Genomic DNA, 17,583 nt, shown 5'->3' on the forward strand with positions numbered 1-17,583 from the left:
GGATCAGGTCAGCTCCTTGGCGAAGAACAGCTCCGCGTAGGGGTTGTCGTTGTACCGCTCGATCCGGCGGTACCCGGCCCGCTCGTACATGGCGATCGCCTCGGCGAGCGTGGCGTTGGTGTCGAGCACCACGTGCGCGTAGCCCTGTCCGGCGGCCAGGCCCTCGAGGTGACGGAGCATCCGCGACCCGAGGCCGGCGCCGCGCCACTCCGGGTCCACCCACATCCGCTTGATCTCCGCCGTCGCGGTGCCTGCCTGCGGGGCGGGCCGTATGCCGCCGTAAGCGACCGGTTCGCCGTCGCTCGTGGCGACGACGTAGGTGGCGTCGGGCTCGGGGGCCGTCTCTGGATCGAAGCCGGTGGGGAAGCGCGCGGCCAGCTCGTCGTAGTAGCGCGACGTGGCGCGGCGAGCGATCGTGTCCGTGGCGGCCACCTCGCGCAGGTGCACGGTCGCGGCGCGGACCAGGAGGTCCGCGGTGGCGAGCGCCTCGTCGAGGCGCTGCTGCTGCCGCGGGGTGAGCACCTCGAGGATCCGCGCCGCCCGCTCCTCGGACCGCAGGTCCAGCTCGGCCCAGGCCGTGCGACCGGCGTCGGTGAGATGGACGACTCGACGACGACGGTCGGCCGGGTCGGGCGTCACCCGGACCAGCCCCTCGCGCTCCAGGCGACGCAGCATCCGGGAGACGTGGCCGGAGTCGAGGTCGAGCCGCTCGCGCAGCTCGGCCACCGTGGCGCCCGCCGAGGCCGACCCGATCTCGAACAGCAGCCGCGAGACGCCGAGCGGCCGGCCGGTGCCCAGGAAGGAGTCCTCCAGGACGCCGATGCGCTGGGTGTAGGTGCGGTTGAAGTGCCGCAGGACCGCGGAGCTCGCCATATCTCTGACCTTAGTCAGGTATTGCTCTCGCCGCCAGGCCCGCCAATGCCGCCAGGCCCGTCAACACTGCGCGCAACACTGTGCACAAGCCCGTGCGGCTGTGGTCTGGTGGTGGCATGACGGGATGGCAGCAGGAGCGCGAGCAGGTCGTGGACCGCGCCCTGACGTGGACGTCGACCGTCCCGCAGCTCGACGGTCTGGTGCAGGTCGGCTCGGGAGTCACGGGCTTCCGGGACGAGTGGTCGGACGTCGACTTGGTCGCCGTCGCGCGCCCAGGCACGCACGATGCGGTCCTCGCGCAGGCCCGCAGCTTCCTCGGCGCGCTCGACGCGCTGGCGGTCACCGCGTGGTGGCACCGGCCGGGCGTCGTCGTGCTCTGCGCGCTCCTGCCCTCCGGCCTCGAGGTCGACCTCGGCGTCTGGACCCGGGATGTGCTGTTCGCGTCCGGGCCGCGGTGGCGCGTGCTCGCCGCCCCGACGCCGGCCGCGCGCGCCCGGCTGGAGCACGCCTTGACGCACAACCCCGCCCTGCCGCGCCCGCACGAGGCGACGGCGGAGGGAACGGACCCGACGTGGCAGTACGTGCTCGCCGAGGCCGTCCGGGCCCGTCGTGGCGGCCGAGCCGTCGACGTCGCGGCCGTCGAGGCGACGCTGGCCGATTCGCCCTACCCGCCGCAGGTGCAAGACCTCCTCCTCCGGCTCGCCCGGGAGGTGGGGGCGCCCACTGGCTAGTCGACGGCAGCGCGTCAGGACGTCAGACCGTCCGCTTGCGGCCAGGCATCGGTCGCCGGCCGGTGAGGACGAGCAGGACGTCCTTCGCCGGCATCGTGACCTCGTCCGGGCCGTCGCCGACCCTCACCTCAGCGTCGGTCGCGATCAGGCGCGTACCGCGCAGATCGACACCGAAGTAGTCGAAGTCGCGTCCGCCGGAGCCGTCGAGCACGAGGGCGATCCGCTCGGGCGGGACGGGCGGCAGGCAGAGCGGCTCGGTGATGTCCAGGCCGTGGATGACGTCATGGCTGAGCGCTCCGGCCTGTCCGCCGCCCGGAGGTTGCCAGGGGTGACGGATGTTCTCCCGGAGCACCTCGAGTAACTGGGCGTCGGTGAGCTTCGCGGTGTCCGCCTTCGCGGCTCGGTCCGCATACCTGTGGAACCTGAACCAGGACCGGAGGAGCCCGGCGAAGAACGCCGGACCGGAGATCCGGTAGGCCATCGTGATGTGGGCGACGACCTCGCGGACCCGCCATCCCTCGCACAACGACGGGGTCGCCCATTGCTCAGGGGTCAGTCCGGCCAGCAGGCCGACGAGGCGCTCGCGCTCGGCGAAGGTGGCGGCCTGCAGTGTCGCGGTGTCGGTGGTCATGTGCGGTCCTCCCGTACTCGTGTGCGCGTGCTTGTCACTCCTGGTACGAGCACAGGTACGGAAACTCATCGGCGGGCCTCGCAAGACCCGGGGGTCGGCTCAGGGTCTGGCGGGAAGCCCGAACTCGGCAAACCGGTCGGCCGTGCCGAGGAAGGTGACCGTGTGCGCCACCAGACCGTCGCGCAGCTCGAGAAGGACGAGCGCGAAGGGGCCCAGGACGCCGTCGTCGTCCGGCCGGTACTGGCCCAGGCCCGGGGAGCCGTTGATCGCCGTCGGGAGAAGTCGGTCATGTGCGCACGCATCGCTGGCGTCGAGGGCCGCCGCGATCTGCTTCCGGCCGTCGAGCCGGAAGGCGAACGGCGGCATGGAGCTGATCGCATCCTCGCGGAGCAGCGCGGTCAGGCCGGCGATGTCGTGGGCCTCGAACGCCTCGACGTACCGGCGCAGGAGCTCCTGCTGGCTCGCGTCCTTCGGGTCGACGACGTCGGCCGGGTCCGGTCGCACGGCTTCGAGCGTCGTCCTGGCCCGCTGCAGCGCGCTGGTCACGGCGGGGACGCTCGTGCCGAGGATCTCGGCGGTCTCCGCGGCACTGAACGCGAGGACGTCCCGGAGCACCAGGACGGCCCGCTGGCGTGGCGGGAGATGCTGCAGGGCGGCCACGAAGGCGAGCCGTACCGTCTCACGCCGGAGGACGACGTCACCCGGATCGGCCGCACCGAGCAGCCGGGAGTCGGGCATCGGCTCGACGAACCTCTCCGGCGGCAGTGGCGGCCCGATGTCGCCGCCGGACGTGGGTGGTGCGTCGACGAGCAGTGCTCGCCGGCGGGCCCCACGCAGCATGTCCAGGCAGATGTTCGTGGCGATGGCGTGCACCCAGGTGCTGAGCCGGCCACGCGCGGGGTCGTACCTGTCGAGGCTGCGATGGGCCCGCAGCAGCGTCTCCTGCACGGCGTCGTCGGTGTCGGCGGCGGCGCCGAGCATCCGGTAGCAGTAGCCCGTGAGCCGGCCCCGGAGTGCCTCGAGGTCCTCGACGGGTACGGCGGCGGACACGTTCACGGCAGCCACAGTCACAGAGCATCGGCTCGACGACAAGGCTCTGGGCGTGAGGTCGGTCTGTTGCCGGCCCACCAGAACGTCGCACCGGCGACCGGCCCGACGCCCCCTGCGAGTCGGGCCGGCGCGCCAGTGCGACGTGCCGGTGCGTGGAGGTCTCCCTCCACCCGAGAAGACGGGATCGGGGAATGGTGATGACGCTCGTCTGTGTGACTTGCATCACATAGAGTCGGAGCCGGCTCACATCCGACCCGCTCCGCCTCACATGACGGCACCTCACGACGTCTCGTGAGGAGAGTTCATCGGACGGACCGCACCCTGACGGAGGACGTGGATGAGAGGACTCACTGCCCGCGGCACGGTCCGGCGCCCACGGGCGACTGTGCCCTGGCATCTCTGGGTCGTCGCCGTGCTCGTGCTCGGCCTCCACGTGGGCGGCATCTGGGACTACGTCAGCCTGCTCGGTCCCGATCGTGCCTACGTCGAGGCACAGGGTTGGGGTGAGGCCGGAGTGCAGTACTTCACCGACTATCCGGTCACGCTGCGCCTGCTGTGGACCGTGGTCCTCCTCGCCGGGACGGCGGCGCCGATCCTCATGCTCGCGCGGTCACGGAGGGCCGCCCCGTTCGCTCTGCTTGCCGCCGTCGTGCAGGTTGTGCTGATGGCCATCACGCTCGGGTTCCTGGGCCGGTGGGAAGCCCTCGGTCCGGGGACAGCGGCCTGGGATGCCGGCGTCGCGGCCGTGAACCTGGCGGTGTGGGCGTACTGCCGGACCTTGACCGAGAGAGCTGTTCTGACCTGAGCGATGGATCCTGTCGCGCGCAGGGCTGAACGGGCGCCCGTCGGCGCCGTCGCGCTGTCCGACATCAGGTCAATGGAGCAACGGTGTCGCACCGGCGGCCGGCCCGGCGCCCCCTGCGAGTCGGGCCAGCGCGCCAGTGCGACGTGCCGGTGCGTGGAGGTCTCCCTCCACCCGAGAAGACGGGAACAGCGCATCGTGATGATGCGCGTTTGTGTGACCTGCGTCACACAGCGTCAGGAGGCCTGGATGGACATCCGGACGGTGACGACGTCGCCCTCGTCGATACCCTCGGCGCGACGTACCGCGACCTTGACGGGCAGCAGGTAGCGCCCGTCCTTGGGCATCAGGGCGGTCGTGAACTCGGTCCCGCCGATGGCGGCGCGGACGGCGATGCATCCCCAGCCGTAGCTCACCTCGCCGGAGATGTCCTGGATCTCCGCGCTCTCGGCCTCGGGCAGACGGACGAACAGGTGGGGCGCCGGCCCCCGCCAGTAGATGATCTCGCCGTCGAAGGTCAGGTCCCCCGGCGAGCTCATCCTCAGTTGCTCCCGCCGGTCCCGCCGACGCAGCCGAGGGCCTCCCCGGTGCGACCGAGCAGACCCCCGTCATCATCACCGAGCCCGGCCAGCGGTGACCGGACGACGGTGTCGGTGACGCACTCGACGGTCTCCTGCAGGGGGCCGCTGCGGGCTGGGCGCTCCGGCTGGTCCGATGGTGGCTGGGAAGGCGTGGGAGCCGGTGAAGGCGTCGTCGGAGCCGGTGAAGGCGTGGGCTCGGGTGACGGCTCAGGCTCAGGCGCGGGCTCAGGCTCAGGCGCGGGCTCAGGCTCAGGCTCAGGCGCGGGCTCAGGCGCGGGCTCAGGCTCCGGCGCGGGCTCAGGCTCAGGCTCAGGCGCGGGCTCAGGCGCGGGCTCAGGCTCCGGCGCGGGCTCAGGCTCAGGCGCGGGCTCAGGCTCAGGCGCCGGCTCAGGCTCAGGGGGAACCGAGTCGCTCGGCTCGTCGTTGGGCTCGTTGCTGGGCTCGTTGCTGGGCTCGGCATCCGTCGACGGCGCTGGCCCGGTGCCGGGGTCTGCGGACGGAGCGGGGTCGGATGCGGCCGCGGACGGCGAGGGACCCGCGTCGGCGGGAGGCGGCTCGTGCGGCTGGGTGGCGGCGACGGCCACGACGGTGACCGCCACGGCGGCGACCGCACCGACCACGGTGGCCATCACGCCCGTGTTCCCGCTCGACGCGGAGCCGGAGGAGCCCGCCTGCCCGCCGGCCGCTGTCGAGCCCGCCGCGGCGCCGCCGGCCGCGGCGACCGCACCGCCCTTGATCACGAGGGCACCCTTCGACGCACCGCTCGCGAAGAACAGCCAGTCCGGCAGCGTCCGCATCCGGATGGCTTCGAAGGCGATCAGCGCAGCCGCGCTCGCGCACGGGACGCAGACCTTGAGGTGACGGTCCACGTTGCGGCTCTGCCGGTGCGGCAGACGTTCGCGGACCCGTCTCACGAGCAGTGACCGGTGCTGGCTGCACTCGCGGTTCTTCGTGGTCGGCAGGAGCTTCTGCAGGTACGCCGACCGCAGCCCCTCGCGGGCCCGGCGGGCCAGCTGGGCACAGGCGTTCGGCGACATGTCGAGCCGTTCCGCGACGTCGTCGACCGGCAGGTCCTCGACGGCGGTGAGCACGAGGACCTCCTGCCACCGCTCCGGCAGGCTCTTCAGCGCGGACGCGGCCACCTCGCCGTCGAGCAGCTCGTCGGTGCGGTCCGGGACCGTGAGCTCGGGGTGTTCCTCGGGCACGGCGTCCACGGGCATCGGCGCACCGCGACGATAGAACTCGTGCCGCACGTTGCGCAGCGTGGCGAAGAGATACCCGCGGACGTTCGACGTCGGGCCGTTGCCGCGCCGCACGGCAGCGAGCGTGCGCGCGAACACCTCACCCACCCAGTCCTCGGCCTGGCCCGGGTCGGGCGTGAGCCCGCGCGCGTACGCGAGCAGCTCCACGGCGTGCGCGCGGTAGATCTCGCCGAACGCATCGAGGTTCTCGTCGAGCGCAGGCTGGTCCACCGTGGTGTCAGCCACGTACCTCTCCCGACGCTCGGCACGGCCGCTCGGCACGACCCTGTCAGCCGGCGAGATCCGCTCGCCAGCGGTCATAGCCTGCCTTGCACGGGGCAGGATGTCGAGGTTGCGTCTGCCACGACCGGTGCGCTGGCGCGGATCTCAGTCCGTCGGACGCACCGCGAGCTCGAGCCAGGCGGCGAGCCGCGCAACCTCGCGCTCGACGTCGCTGCGCAACGTCGCGGACCATCGACCGTCCTCGTGGAGTGCGTGCACGCGCAGCGCCCCGGCGTCGAAGTCGGCGGCTGCATCGAGCTTCCCGACGAGGCGATCGCCGTGGAGCACCGGCATGGCCCAGTAGCCCCATCGGCGCTTCGCGGCCGGCTTGTACATCTCGAGCTGGTAGTCGAACGCGAAGAGCTCGGTCATCCGTTTGCGGTCGAACACAAGGCGGTCGAGCGGGGAGAGCAGGGCTGCCCGGTCCTCGCCGTCGCCCTCGAGGTAGCTCGGATCGACCCGCCACGTCCCGCGCAGGCCGTCGACCACCGCCGGCTCACCGGCCTCGCCGACGTGGTTGGGTTCCACGGGCGTCGCAGTGGTCCGCGGACGCGCGATACCGAGCGCGGCGAGGCGGCGGCGATCCCGTTCGCGGCGCGCCTCCTCAAGCGGCACGGTCGGTCCGTCGGGATAGACGCGCTCCGCGAGATCCCACAGCGGGACGCGGCCCTCACGCCCCGCGACGGCGACCTCTCCGCGCGCGACCATGAGGTCGAGCAGCATCCGCACGCTCCGGTCGTTGTTCCAGCCGCTGGAGCGCCACGGAACGAGAGTGGTGTCCGGCAGCGCCGCGGCCGGGAGCGGACCCCGTTCGTCGAGCACGGCCAGGACGTCCCGGCGGCAGTCGTCGTTGGCGTCCACCCAGCGCCGTTGTGCCTCGGGCCACCCGGTGCTCGCTCCGGGCCAGGCCGCCATCTCGGCGCGGTACAGCGCGATGTCCGCCGCCGGCCGGAGCATGCCCTGCAGCTCGACGACGTCGCCGCGATCGACCGCGTCCCCGAGATCACCGGGCTCGTAAGCGTCGCCGAGCCGGGTCCACAGCACGAGCTCGGCGTTCGGTGCGACCACGGTCGTGGGGTCGTTCTGCAGCAGGCTGAGGTGCCGGACCACGTCCATCAGGCCGGTAGGCCGCGGGTCCGTGAGGAGCTGGGCGCGGACGGCGATCCGTCGTGCCTGGTCCCGGGTGAGCCGGTGGCCGCCGTCCATGGCTCCGCTTCAGAGGATCTTGCCGATGGGCTCGCGCTTCTCCGCCTGGAAGCGGTCCTCGGCGCGGCCGTGCGCCCAGTAGGCGGAGAGCGAGACGTGTTCCCGAGCCAGACCGCGCTCGCCGAATAGGTAGTCGCGCAGCGCCTTCATGACCTCGCGCTCCCCGTGCGCGAAGACGTGGACGCGGCCCGGACGCCATGGCACGGCTCGCACGCCGTCCTCGAGGAGCCGCGTGGTGCCCGGCTCGGCGCCCGCGCGGTGGAGCCAGCGCACCTCCACCCCGGGCGGGGCTGCCAGCGCGATCTCGTCCTCGGGGCCGTCGACCTCGGCGACGACAGTGCCGACGGCGCGGGAGTCCAGCGCCTCCAAGGCGGCGGCGATGGCGGGCAGTGCCGCGTCGTCACCGGCCAGCAGGTGCCAGTCGGCCGTCGGGTCCGGGGCGTAGCCACCGCCGGGGCCGGACATGACGAGGGTGTCACCCGGGCGGGCCCGTTCGGCCCACGGGGCGGCGAGGCCGCCGTCGCCGTGGGTGACGAAGTCGATGGCGAGCTCCTCGGTATCGAGGTCGACCCAGCGCAACGTGTACGTACGCCGGCTCGGCATCCGTTCGGGCGGTAGCTGCTCGCGCAGCGCGGCCATGTCGTACGGCGGGGTGAGTCCCAGCTCGGGATCGGCGAACAGGAGCTTGACGTAGCGGTCCGTGCACGCGTTGTGCTCGTAGCTGGCGAACCCCGGGCCGCCGGCGACCACGCGGATCAGGTGCGGGGCGAGGCGCTCGACACGCTGCACCTCCAGCACGATCTGCGGCTTGGGCGGACGGTGGGGAGGCGACACGAAGACTCCTGCGACAGGTGACGACTTAGGTTCACCTTACTTGCCGACGCCGGAGCGTGCAGCGCCCCTCCTCTGCCCGGCTCACTCCACCGGCATCGGCTCCGGCTCGGTCCGTACCGGCTCGCCCAGCTTCACCAGGACCACGCCGAGGACCACGAGCACCCCGCCGGCGAGCTGCACCGGTCCGGGCAGCTGGCTCAGCAGCAGGAGGGCGAAGACGACCGCGAAGAGCACCTCGTTCAACGCCACGAAGGAGGCCAGCCGCGAGCCCAGCCGCCGCGCGGCCGCGATGCCCGTGACGTAGGCGAGGCCCGCCGTGACCACCGCCAGGAGCAGCAGCGGCAGCCACCACGGCACGGTGCCGAGGGCGAAGCTCACGGGGACCGTCGTCGCACGGAGGGGCAGCACGCCCACCAGGCCGGCCACCAGCAGCGCGAGGCCCCCGACGAGCGTCCCGCCGGCCGCCAGCACGATCGGCGGGAGCTGGGAGCGCTCGTCCGCCGAGATGACGAAGTACGCGGCGCAGCCGACCATCGCGCCCAGCGCCCAGGCGACCCCGACCAGGCTGATCTGCGCACCGGAGACCACGTCGAGGACCAGTACCAGGCCCGCGAGCGCCGCGACGGCGCCCGCCACTGTGCGCCGGCCCGGCCGCTGCGCGTGGCGCAGCCACAGCCACCCGACCACGGCGACCGGGGCCAGGAACTCGATGAGGATGGCCGGTGCGACCGACATGTGCGTGATCGCGTAGAAGTAGCACAGCTGCGGCACGGCCATGGCCAGCGAGCCGTACACCGCGATCCGGCCGGCCTCGGCGCGGACGAGGCCCCAGCGACCCCGCAGCGCGATCGCCGCGGGCACGACCAGCACGAGGAACGCCCCGAGGATCCGTACCGTGACCGCCGCGCTCGGGGACCAGCCGGACTCGATCACGCCGCCGGCGATCGGGCCGGAGAGCCCGAACGAGGCGGCAGAGGCGATCGCGAAGGCGAGTCCCGCCGTCGTCCGGGATCTCGAGGCCGACGCAGTGTCATGGGCAACAGTCGTCATGACCCATGACGCTAGAGCGGCCGGTGTAACGTGTCAACATGCTTTTCGCCCATGACACGGAGGTGTCGCTGCGGGCGGCGGTCGCCCTGGTGAACTCGGCGTCGGAGCCGGAGACGATGCGGACGACGGCGGACCTCGACGCGTTCTTCGCGGAGCACGGCTACACCGGCCGGCACACCGGCGGCGCGGACGAGCTGGCGGAGGTCCGCCGGCTGCGGCCCCGGCTGCGCACGCTGCTGACGAGCGACCGCGACACCGCGGCCGAGCTGGTGAACGACCTGCTGCGGGACGCCGGCGCCCTCCCGCGGCTGGTTCGCCACGGGGACGTCGACTGGCACGTGCACGCGGTGGACGACGACGCCCCGCTGGCCGAGCGCATCGCGGTGGAGACGGCCATGGCGATGATCGACGTCATCCGCTCCGACGAGATGTCGCGACTGGACGTGTGCTCGGACGAGACCTGCGACGGGGTCGTCCTCGACCTCTCCCGGAACCGCTCCAAGCGGTTCTGCTCCCCCGCCTGCGGCAACCGCAACGCGGTGGCGGCCTACCGGGCGCGCCGCCGGTGACGTCCTGCCCGGGCCTGGCCGGCCTTCGTCAGGATTGCGGTACCGGCACCCCGACGTCGTCGAGGAACGCCTCGACCGCGGCATCCCACGCCGCGGGCTGCTCGAGGTTCGGGTAGTGCGCGGCGCCGTCGACCCGGACGACGCCGCGACCGTCGGCGACGCTGCGCACGGCGCGCTCACACATGCGCTGGTGGTCGATCGAGTCCAGGGCGCCGACGACGCCGAGCACCGGAACCTGGATCTCGGGCAGCCGCTGCCAGGAGCCGGCCACGTGGTCGGGCGGGACGAGCCCGGGGCCGACGTGCGTGGCGACGAAGTCCTCGAGCATCTTCCGGAGCCGCTGCACAACGGTGGGGTCGACGTCCTCGAGCGTCCGGCCCGGTCCGACGCCGAGCTCCAGCATGGTCTCGACCCAGGCGGCCGCGTCCGTCCGGCGGATCGCGTCCTCGGCCCGCGCAAGCAGGGCGAGAGCCCATGGCTCGGAGAACTCCGGCTCGTTCGTGCCGGCGCCGCTGAGCACCAGTGCCCGCACGAGGTCGGGGTGCTCGAGCGCGGTGTCGACCGCAGCGCCCGCGCCCATGCTGACGCCGACGAGGACCGCCGGGCCGGCGTCCAGGTGCCGGACGAGTGCCGCGACGTCGTCGCAGTGCCGGAACGGGGCGCGGGCGGTTGCGGACCGGCCGTGGGTCCGCGCGTCCGGAGCCACGGCGAGGGTCCTCCGGCCGAGGCCCTCGACCTCCCGGTCCCACATGCGGTGGTCGAGGTGACCGCCGTGCAGCAGCAGGACCGGGGGCCGCCCGGAGCCGCGGCTGCTGTACGCGAGGTGGCCGTCGGCGAGGTCGAGCCGGTTCATCCCGCCGCCGTCCGCCCGCGCGCGGCGAGCCGTCCCGGGGTGGGGTCCACCCGGGCGCGGAGCTCCTCGGTCAGGTGGGACAGCACGCGCACGCACGCGTCGACGTCGCCGGGCGTCAGACCCGACGCGATGCGGTCGAGCACCTGGAGCTCGTCCTCGTGGACGCGTTCGTAGGCACGCCGCCCGGCCTCGGTGAGCACGACGAGGTGCGAGCGACGGTGCTCGGGGTTCGGCCGGGTCTCGACGTGGCCGAGGCGCTTGGCGTCGTCGACCAGCCGCTGCACCCCCTGACGGGTGACCCACAGCCAGCGCGCGATCTGCGGCACGGTCTGCGGTCCGACGTCGTGCAGGCGCTCGAGCACAGCCCGCATCGGCATCGTCAGCTCGCTGCCCGCCAGAGCCTCGGTGACCACCTGGGCGGAGTACTGGTGCACGGGGCGGATGTATCGGACCGCGTCGTACAGACGCTCGCCGGATGACGTGCGAGGCATGACAGCAAACTTGTCAGTACGACAAGTAAATTGTCAACCTGTCTGGGCCGTCACGACACGGGAGCCGCTCGCCGCGTCGTGCAGCGTGACGCCGGATCGGCGCAGCACGCCCCAGAGCCCGACGCCGATCACGGCGTAGGTCGCCACGGCCGTCGCGACCAGGCGCGGGTCGGGCCGCTCGAACCCGCCGAACGTGGCGCCGATCGCCACGACGTGCCCGAGCTGCCAAGGGACGGCGATCTTGAGCGCGTTGCGGCCCAGCGCCCGGCTCACGGGCAGCGGTCCGCCGCCCGCACCTTCGACGCCGAGGCCGAGGCGTCGCTTGCCCCAGGTGGCCCCGCCGGACTCGGCGCGCGTCGCGACGGCGGTCGCGATCACGACGGGGACGGCGCTGGCCGACATCACGAACGCGCGCGACTCACCCAGCCCGGCGCGGTTGGCGAGGAGACCGAGCGGAACGGTCGCGGCGGCGATGCCGAGGTAGCCGGTCATGTCCAGCGCGTAGGCGGCGATCCGGCGCCCAGCGAGGCGGTTCATGACGGGAGTCTCCCAGGCGGCGCCCGCACCGGCGGGCGGATTCGCTCAGGCGGTCAGACCCGCACACCCTCCCCGGTGACGGTCGCGCCGTCGGGAACGGTGGCGGGCTCGCCCTGGTCGGGCAGGGCGGCCTCGCCCTCGACGGCGACCCCGGAGCCGAACGTCCAGTCCCCGTCCACCGTCAGCGAGGTGGCGCCGGCCAGCGACGGCGGTCCCGCGGGGAACCGGGCGTCGAACGCGGAGATCGCCTTGTAGGCGCCCGAGAGCCGCACCAGCGGCGCGGGGACGGTGGCCCGCAGGCGGTAGTCGTCGGTGAGCTCGTAGACGTCGGAGCGCAGCACGAGCAGATCGTTCGTCGTCTTCACCGGGAGGAAGCGCTCCCGCTCCACCTCGATCACCTGGGCCCCCTCGAACACGGCGACGGCGGCGCCCATCGCGGACTCGATCTGCACCACCTTCGGCGAGAAGGAGTCGGTGGGGTCGACGGTCTTCTCGTTGCGGATGAGCGGGAGCTCCAGCACGCCACCGGTCCGGTCCAGCTCGGCGTCGAGCGCCTCGAGGTCGAACCACAGGTTGTTCGTGTGGAAGTACCGGTGCCGCGCCGGGTCGAGCGAGACCTCCATGTCGTCCGGATGGGTCTGTGCCGTCTCGCGCTGGATGATGCGGCCGTCGCTCTTGCGGACCACCAGCTGGCCGCCCTTGACGTCCGCCGGGGTCTTCAGGCACATCTCCGCGGCGTACGGGGCGCCGGTGGAGGCGAACCAGGCCGCGATCGTCGCGTCCGGCCCGGCGCCGAGGTTGTCCGCGTTGGAGACGCTGGCGTAGCGGAAACCCGCCGCCAGCAACGCCTTGACGACGCCGGAGGCGTGCAGGGCGGGGTAGAGGTCGCCGTGGCCGGGTGGGCACCACTCGAGGTCCGGGTCGTCCGGCCACTCGACGGGCTCGAGGGTGTCCGCCCGGAGCTTCGGCTCACGGTTCTGCAGGAAGTCCAGCGGGACGCCGTCGACGGCGAGGTCGCCGTAGGGGGCGAGCGCCTCCCGGGTGTCGTCCTGCGTGCGGAACGAGTTCATCAGCACGAGCGGGAGCCGGGCACCGGTGGCGGCGCGCGCGGCGCGGATCTGGCCGACGATGACGTCGAGGAAGGCGAGCTGCTCGCCGTCGCGCTCCCCCGTGCCGGTTCGCACCGGCAGCAGCGACTTCGCGCGGTCCATGCCCATGGACGTCCCGAGGCCCCCGTTGAGCTTGATGATCGCGGTGCGGCTGAGGGCATCGGCGGCCTCGGCCGCCGAGACGTCCAGGTCGGCGTGCCGGGGCAGCTCGGGCAGCGGGTCGACGTCCTCCTCGCGGATGAGGCCGGTGGCCCCGGACTCGAGGATCCCGTAGAAGCGGCTGAAGGTCTCGATCGCGGCCGTCGCCACGCCTGCGGCGGTCATCTTCTCGCGTGCCAGCTCGAGTCCGCGCTCGCTCATCGTGTCGTGCACCTTTCCTCGTGGGCCGTCCGCCAGAAACCTACCGGGAGTGGGACCCGATCCGGCGTCCGCACCGGGTGGCGCAGCAGCAGCAGAACCTGACCGCGCGAACGGGCGTCCTCCCGCAGGTCGTGCAGCAGTGCCTCGGCGGTCGTCCGGTCGAGCCCGGCCTCGGGCTCGTCGAGGACGAGGACGTCCGGGTCCCGCAGCAGGGCACGGGCCAGTACCAACCGGCGCCGTTCCCCTCCGGAGAGGGCGTGACCACCCGAGTCGAACCAGGTGTCGAGCCCGTCCAGGAGGCCGCGGAACCAGTCGCCGAGGTACGCCCGTTCCAGCGCCGCGACCAGGTCGGCGTCGCTCGCCTCCGGCCGGGCCAGGCGGAGGTTCTCCCGCAGCGTGGTGGCAAAGATGTGGTCGGCGTCGCCGGCGAGCGCCACGCGGCGCCGCAGCCCGTCCGGGCCCAGCAGCTCGGCGGGAACCCCGTCGATCCCGAACGTGCCACCGTGGTGCGGCACCAACCCGGCGAGGGTGGCGGCCAGGGTGGACTTGCCCGCACCCGACGGCCAGCCGATCTCGGCCACCTGCCCGGGCCCGACACGCAGGTCCACGCCGGTACGCACGGTCCGGCCCTCCCAGCCGACGGCGAGCCGCTGCACGTCCAGTCCGGCGGGCGTCAGGGTTGCCGACGCGGGCGCGAGGGGGCGGGCGTCCGCGTGCCAGGCAGGCCGAGAGGGCTCGTCACGCTCCGCCAGGTCGGCGAGCCGACCCCGGGCGGCACGGCCGGCCGCGGCGGCACGGAGGGCTGGTGCGAGCCCGGCCAGCGTCTCCGTGAGCGCGAGGCTGCCCAGGACGAGGACGCCCACCGTCTCGGGGGGCGCCGTGGCGTGCGCCAGGGCGGCCACCACGGCGCCGCCGACGACGAGCATGGTCCCGGCCACTCCCCCGCCACCCTCGAGGAGACCGTCCAGCCGGCTCGCGCGTCCCTCGAGCCGGCTCGCGACGCCCGCCCGCGCCGTCGTCGCCCGCAGCATCGACTCTCCCTGAGCGGTGGCGAGCTCCTCGGGGCTCTCCACCGCGGCCACGACCGCGTCGCGCAGGTCGGTGCGGGCGACGTCGCGCGCCTCGGCGAGCCGACGGTCTCGCCGGACGACTGCCCGGGTGAGCCCCGCCGTCGTGAGCAGCGCCGCGGCGAGCGGGACGAGGGCAGGCGCATGCCACCACGCGAGGGCAAGGGCGACGATCGCCAGCGTGCCGAACGCGGCGGCGGCCGGGACGGCGCCGCGGACCTGTCCGTCGAGACGGGCGTCGACGTCCTCGACCACCCTGGTGAGCAGCGCGCCCCGACGGGCAGTGAGGCGCCCGGGGACCTGCGGCACGAGGTCGGCGACCACCCGGGCCCGCCAGTCGGCGAGCCGGGCGAGTCCGCCGTCGTGCCCGGCGAGGCGTTCGAGGTAGCGCCACAGCGGCCGAGCCACGGCGAACGCGCGCACGCACACCACCGCGATGGAGAGGGTGAGGATCGGCGGCTGGCCGGCGGCCCGGACGATCATCCAGGACGCCGCGACCGTCAGGCCGACGCCCGAGATGCCGGCGAGCGTCCCGGCCACGGCGGCGAGCCCCAGGCGGGCGCGCGGGGTGAGGCGCGACCACCGGCGGTGCAGCCCGGCCAGCAGGCCGTCGGGCGCCTCCGGTGGCGCGCCAGCAGCTGGCACCGCCGGGGCGTGCGCCGCGGCCGGGCGGAGGTCGGGACGGGCCTGCTCGACCGCGACCGTGCGGTCCGCGGCGGTGACGAGGCCCGGTCGGTGGGTGGCGACGACCACGGCCGCGCCGGCGTCGGCCAGGTCGCGCAGTATCGTGACGACCGCCCGCTCGGCCGGTTGGTCCAGGTGCGCCGTCGGCTCGTCCAGGAGCAGCACGGGTGGAGTCCCGGGAGCGGCGAGCGCGGCGCGACTCTGGAGCACGGCGCGGGCAACGGCGATCCGCTGACGCTGCCCCGTGGAGACGCCCGCCGCCCCGTCGCCGAGCGGGGTGTCCAGGCCCGCCGGCAGGACGACCCCGAGGTCGTCCAGCACGCGCAGGGCCCGCTCGTCGGGGACGGCGGCACCGGCGGTGAACGCCTCCCGCACGGTGCGCGCAAGTGGCAGAGCCGGACGCTGGGGCACGAGCTCGCATCGCGGGGCGCGGACGGTGCCGCGCGTGATCCTCTCGGCACCGGCGATGACACGCAGCAGGGTGGACTTGCCCGCCCCGGACGGCCCGACGACCACGACCAGCTCGCCGGCGGCGACGGACAGGTCCGGCAGGCGCAGCTCGCCGTGCCGACCCGGGTGGTGAACGGCGGCGTCCCGCAGGACGACGCCCGGGCCGGCGGCTGCGCCGCCGTCGGCGTCGTCGGCGTCGTCGGCAGGCGTGGGTCGATCCGGCGCGCTCACGTCCAGCTCGTCCAGGCGGTCCATGACGGCGGTGGCCTGGGCGGACTCGTGGAACTGGGCGCCCGCCTCGCGCAGCGGCCGGTACGCCTCCGGGGCGAGCAGGATCACGGCGAGGGCGGGCCACAGGTCCATCTCGCCGCCGGCGAGCCTCACCCCGGCGCCGACGGCCACCAGCCCGACGGACACGGTCGCGACGAGGTCGAGGGCGGTGGAGGAGAGGAACGCGACGGACAGCACCCGCGTCGTCGCCCGCGCGTACCGGCGGCTGGCGGAGCGGACCTCCTCGACCTGCCGGTCCGCACGCCCGACGAGCTTGAGGGTGACGAGGCCGCGGACCACGTCCAGGAATTGTCCGGCGAGGGCGCCGCCCAGGTGGTACTGCTCCGCGGCTCGACGTCCGGTGGCCCACCCGACCAGGGCCGCGAAGAGCGGGACGAGGGGCAGCGTGAGCAGGACCGTCACGGCCGACGCCGGGTCGATCCGGAGCAGGAGCAGCACCACGGCGGCCGGCAGAACCGCGGCGACCACGAGCGCGGGCAGGTAGCGCGCGAACCACGGCCGCAGCGGCTCCAGACCGGTGGACAGCAGGGTCGCCGGGTCCGTCGCACGCGCCGGTGCGGCATGGCCCCGGCGCGCCACGGCAGCCAGACCGCGGCGGCGGGCTGCCTCCACGACCGCGGTGCTGACCCGGTGGGCGGCGAGGGGCGTCGCCGCCTGCGCAGCCGCGCGGACCAGCAGCGCGCCGCCGAGCGCCACGAGCGGCCCGAGCCAGGCCTCGCCGTCGACGAGCGCGACGACGAGGTCCGTGGCCGCGAGCGCCACCCCGACGGTGGCGCACGCCTGCAGGACCGCGAGGGTCACGAGCCCGGTCAGCGGCCGCCGGGCCGGGCGGGCCGCACGCAGCAGGCGCGGGTCGAGGGGACCGCGCGGGCTGCTGGACACGTCGTCGCTCACGTCGGGACCGGTTCGCTGCTGACGCGACGGCGGAACACCCAGTACGCGAGAGCCTGGTACGCGAGCACCCCGGGCAGGATCAGCAGGGCCGCGACCGAGATCGTCCGCAGCGCGGTGTCGCTGGCGGCGGCTCCCGCCACGGTGAGGGACCACTCGTCGGCGAGGGTGCTCGGCAGCACCACGGGGTAGCGACCGGCGAAGCCCGCGCCGGCGGCGACGGCGACCGCGGTGACCGCGAGCGCGAAGGCCCACCCCTCTCGGCGCACGCCGGCGGCCAGGGCGACCAGGCCGACGAGCACGGCGACCGGGACGGCAGGCCTCGCGCCGGCGGCCGCGACCACGGCCGCGAGCGCGGCAGCCGTGGCGGCGGCCGGCACCGCCCACGCCCGGGCCCGCTCGCGCACCGGACCGGTGGTTCGTAGCCCGAGGTACGTGGCGCCGAGGACGGTGGCGGCGAGCAGTCCGGCGAGCGCGCCGAGAAGCGTGTGCGGCTCCCCGAGCACCGCCAGGCTGCGAGCGAGCCCGGTCCCGGCGACGTCCCCGCCGTCGTCGAGCGCGATCCCACCGGTGAGCGCGCCGAGCAGGCCGCCGACCGTCGCGGCCGTGACGGCCGAGCTGACCGCGAGCGCGACGTCGCAGCGGACCCGCCAGGCGGCCGCGTCCTTCTTGCCGCGGAACTCCAGGGCCACGCCCCGCACCGCGAGGGCCAGGAGCAGCAGCACCATGGGCAGGTAGAGGCCGGCGAGCATGGCGGCGTACCAGTCCGGGAAAGCGGCGAAGGTCACCCCGATCGCGGCCACGAGCCAGACCTCGTTGCCGTCCCAGACCGGCGCGATGGTGCGTAGTGCGGCGCCGCGCTCGCCCGCGTCCCGCCCGAGCAGCGGGGCGAGCATGCCGACGCCGAAGTCGAAGCCCTCGAGGACGACGAACAGCACCCAGCACAGCACGACGAGGGCGAACCACAGCAGCGGCAGGTCCACGAGATCTCCTGATCCGG

The 17,583-nt window shown here is 74.1% G+C and carries 17 protein-coding genes; 3 read left to right on the forward strand and 14 right to left on the reverse strand.

Translation table 11 applies throughout. The annotated features are described in order from the left end of the window. Positions 1 to 3: 3 nt before the first annotated feature. On the reverse strand, positions 4 to 873 hold the full coding sequence (locus ACFQQL_RS01640) for a bifunctional helix-turn-helix transcriptional regulator/GNAT family N-acetyltransferase (RefSeq protein WP_382390595.1): 870 nt from the start codon (positions 871 to 873) through the stop codon (positions 4 to 6). 116 nt (positions 874 to 989) lie between these two features. Between ACFQQL_RS01640 and ACFQQL_RS01645 the strand changes: the two genes are divergently transcribed. Next, the gene (locus ACFQQL_RS01645) at positions 990 to 1,604 is read left to right on the forward strand and encodes a hypothetical protein (protein WP_382390597.1); all 615 of its coding nucleotides are present in this window, start codon (positions 990 to 992) and stop codon (positions 1,602 to 1,604) included. A 22-nt stretch (positions 1,605 to 1,626) separates the two neighbouring features. Here ACFQQL_RS01645 and ACFQQL_RS01650 read toward each other — a convergent pair whose 3' ends face one another. Further along, positions 1,627 to 2,235, reverse strand: coding sequence for a maleylpyruvate isomerase family mycothiol-dependent enzyme (locus ACFQQL_RS01650; RefSeq protein ID WP_382390599.1), 609 nt, complete (start codon positions 2,233 to 2,235; stop codon positions 1,627 to 1,629). Positions 2,236 to 2,334: 99 nt separating this feature from the next. After that, the gene (locus ACFQQL_RS01655) at positions 2,335 to 3,291 is read right to left on the reverse strand and encodes an RNA polymerase subunit sigma-70 (protein WP_382390601.1); all 957 of its coding nucleotides are present in this window, start codon (positions 3,289 to 3,291) and stop codon (positions 2,335 to 2,337) included. A 331-nt stretch (positions 3,292 to 3,622) separates the two neighbouring features. Here ACFQQL_RS01655 and ACFQQL_RS01660 point away from each other — a divergent pair, with 331 nt between their 5' ends. Beyond that, entirely contained in the window at positions 3,623 to 4,090 is a 468-nt protein-coding gene (locus ACFQQL_RS01660) for a hypothetical protein (RefSeq protein WP_382390603.1), read from the forward strand. A gap of 233 nt (positions 4,091 to 4,323) precedes the next feature. Here the strand turns inward: ACFQQL_RS01660 and ACFQQL_RS01665 are convergent, their stop codons facing one another. The 5 genes from ACFQQL_RS01665 to ACFQQL_RS01685 all read right to left on the reverse strand — a co-directional run bounded on the left by ACFQQL_RS01665 (position 4,324) and on the right by ACFQQL_RS01685 (position 9,281). Further along, the gene (locus ACFQQL_RS01665) at positions 4,324 to 4,626 is read right to left on the reverse strand and encodes a DUF1905 domain-containing protein (protein ID WP_382390605.1); all 303 of its coding nucleotides are present in this window, start codon (positions 4,624 to 4,626) and stop codon (positions 4,324 to 4,326) included. Between the two features lie 2 nt (positions 4,627 to 4,628). Next, positions 4,629 to 6,155, reverse strand: a complete 1,527-nt coding sequence (locus ACFQQL_RS01670; RefSeq protein ID WP_382390607.1) for an RNA polymerase sigma factor — start codon at positions 6,153 to 6,155, stop codon at positions 4,629 to 4,631. 141 nt (positions 6,156 to 6,296) lie between these two features. Next, on the reverse strand, positions 6,297 to 7,397 hold the full coding sequence (locus tag ACFQQL_RS01675; protein ID WP_382390609.1) for a DNA glycosylase AlkZ-like family protein: 1,101 nt from the start codon (positions 7,395 to 7,397) through the stop codon (positions 6,297 to 6,299). A gap of 9 nt (positions 7,398 to 7,406) precedes the next feature. Further along, positions 7,407 to 8,231 carry a siderophore-interacting protein gene (locus ACFQQL_RS01680; RefSeq protein WP_382390611.1) on the reverse strand — a complete coding sequence of 275 codons (825 nt, stop codon included), beginning with the start codon at positions 8,229 to 8,231 and terminating at the stop codon, positions 7,407 to 7,409. 81 nt (positions 8,232 to 8,312) lie between these two features. Then, positions 8,313 to 9,281, reverse strand: coding sequence for an EamA family transporter (locus ACFQQL_RS01685; protein ID WP_382390613.1), 969 nt, complete (start codon positions 9,279 to 9,281; stop codon positions 8,313 to 8,315). Positions 9,282 to 9,319: 38 nt separating this feature from the next. Here ACFQQL_RS01685 and ACFQQL_RS01690 point away from each other — a divergent pair, with 38 nt between their 5' ends. Further along, complete coding sequence (locus tag ACFQQL_RS01690; RefSeq protein ID WP_382390615.1) at positions 9,320 to 9,850, forward strand: CGNR zinc finger domain-containing protein; 531 nt, start codon at positions 9,320 to 9,322, stop codon at positions 9,848 to 9,850. Between the two features lie 28 nt (positions 9,851 to 9,878). Here ACFQQL_RS01690 and ACFQQL_RS01695 read toward each other — a convergent pair whose 3' ends face one another. The 6 genes from ACFQQL_RS01695 to cydB are packed head-to-tail and all read right to left on the reverse strand — an operon-like array spanning position 9,879 to position 17,566. Continuing rightward, entirely contained in the window at positions 9,879 to 10,703 is an 825-nt protein-coding gene (locus ACFQQL_RS01695; protein WP_382390617.1) for an alpha/beta fold hydrolase, read from the reverse strand. Further along, positions 10,700 to 11,194 carry a MarR family winged helix-turn-helix transcriptional regulator gene (locus ACFQQL_RS01700; RefSeq protein WP_382390619.1) on the reverse strand — a complete coding sequence of 165 codons (495 nt, stop codon included), beginning with the start codon at positions 11,192 to 11,194 and terminating at the stop codon, positions 10,700 to 10,702. Before ACFQQL_RS01700 ends, ACFQQL_RS01695 begins: the two co-directional genes overlap by 4 nt. Before the next feature lie 33 nt (positions 11,195 to 11,227). Next, on the reverse strand, positions 11,228 to 11,731 hold the full coding sequence (locus ACFQQL_RS01705; RefSeq protein ID WP_382390621.1) for an RDD family protein: 504 nt from the start codon (positions 11,729 to 11,731) through the stop codon (positions 11,228 to 11,230). Positions 11,732 to 11,784: 53 nt separating this feature from the next. After that, positions 11,785 to 13,200, reverse strand: coding sequence for a UTP--glucose-1-phosphate uridylyltransferase (locus tag ACFQQL_RS01710; RefSeq protein ID WP_382390623.1), 1,416 nt, complete (start codon positions 13,198 to 13,200; stop codon positions 11,785 to 11,787). Next, positions 13,197 to 16,586 carry a thiol reductant ABC exporter subunit CydC gene (gene cydC, locus ACFQQL_RS01715; protein ID WP_382390625.1) on the reverse strand — a complete coding sequence of 1,130 codons (3,390 nt, stop codon included), beginning with the start codon at positions 16,584 to 16,586 and terminating at the stop codon, positions 13,197 to 13,199. The genes ACFQQL_RS01710 and cydC overlap by 4 nt, the downstream gene beginning before the upstream one ends. Further along, positions 16,583 to 17,566: a cytochrome d ubiquinol oxidase subunit II gene (gene cydB, locus ACFQQL_RS01720; protein WP_382390627.1), complete on the reverse strand. Its 984-nt coding sequence runs from the start codon at positions 17,564 to 17,566 to the stop codon at positions 16,583 to 16,585. The genes cydC and cydB overlap by 4 nt, the downstream gene beginning before the upstream one ends. Positions 17,567 to 17,583 lie beyond the last annotated feature (17 nt).

This window comes from Georgenia alba (assembly GCF_042665525.1).
GTDB classification, from domain to species: Bacteria; Actinomycetota; Actinomycetes; order Actinomycetales; family Actinomycetaceae; genus Allobogoriella; species Allobogoriella alba.

What these genes read in the sequence shown, in the direction of transcription:
- ACFQQL_RS01650 (WP_382390599.1), bottom strand. Translation starts at nt 2,235, where the DNA reads ATGACCACCGACACCGCGACACTGCAGGCCGCCACCTTCGCCGAGCGC.
- ACFQQL_RS01695 (WP_382390617.1), bottom strand. Translation starts at nt 10,703, where the DNA reads ATGAACCGGCTCGACCTCGCCGACGGCCACCTCGCGTACAGCAGCCGC.
- ACFQQL_RS01645 (WP_382390597.1), top strand. Translation starts at nt 990, where the DNA reads ATGACGGGATGGCAGCAGGAGCGCGAGCAGGTCGTGGACCGCGCCCTG.
- ACFQQL_RS01685 (WP_382390613.1), bottom strand. Translation starts at nt 9,281, where the DNA reads ATGACGACTGTTGCCCATGACACTGCGTCGGCCTCGAGATCCCGGACG.
- ACFQQL_RS01710 (WP_382390623.1), bottom strand. Translation starts at nt 13,200, where the DNA reads ATGAGCGAGCGCGGACTCGAGCTGGCACGCGAGAAGATGACCGCCGCA.
- ACFQQL_RS01660 (WP_382390603.1), top strand. Translation starts at nt 3,623, where the DNA reads ATGAGAGGACTCACTGCCCGCGGCACGGTCCGGCGCCCACGGGCGACT.
- ACFQQL_RS01700 (WP_382390619.1), bottom strand. Translation starts at nt 11,194, where the DNA reads ATGCCTCGCACGTCATCCGGCGAGCGTCTGTACGACGCGGTCCGATAC.
- ACFQQL_RS01640 (WP_382390595.1), bottom strand. Translation starts at nt 873, where the DNA reads ATGGCGAGCTCCGCGGTCCTGCGGCACTTCAACCGCACCTACACCCAG.
- ACFQQL_RS01665 (WP_382390605.1), bottom strand. Translation starts at nt 4,626, where the DNA reads ATGAGCTCGCCGGGGGACCTGACCTTCGACGGCGAGATCATCTACTGG.
- ACFQQL_RS01690 (WP_382390615.1), top strand. Translation starts at nt 9,320, where the DNA reads ATGCTTTTCGCCCATGACACGGAGGTGTCGCTGCGGGCGGCGGTCGCC.
- ACFQQL_RS01675 (WP_382390609.1), bottom strand. Translation starts at nt 7,397, where the DNA reads ATGGACGGCGGCCACCGGCTCACCCGGGACCAGGCACGACGGATCGCC.
- ACFQQL_RS01705 (WP_382390621.1), bottom strand. Translation starts at nt 11,731, where the DNA reads ATGAACCGCCTCGCTGGGCGCCGGATCGCCGCCTACGCGCTGGACATG.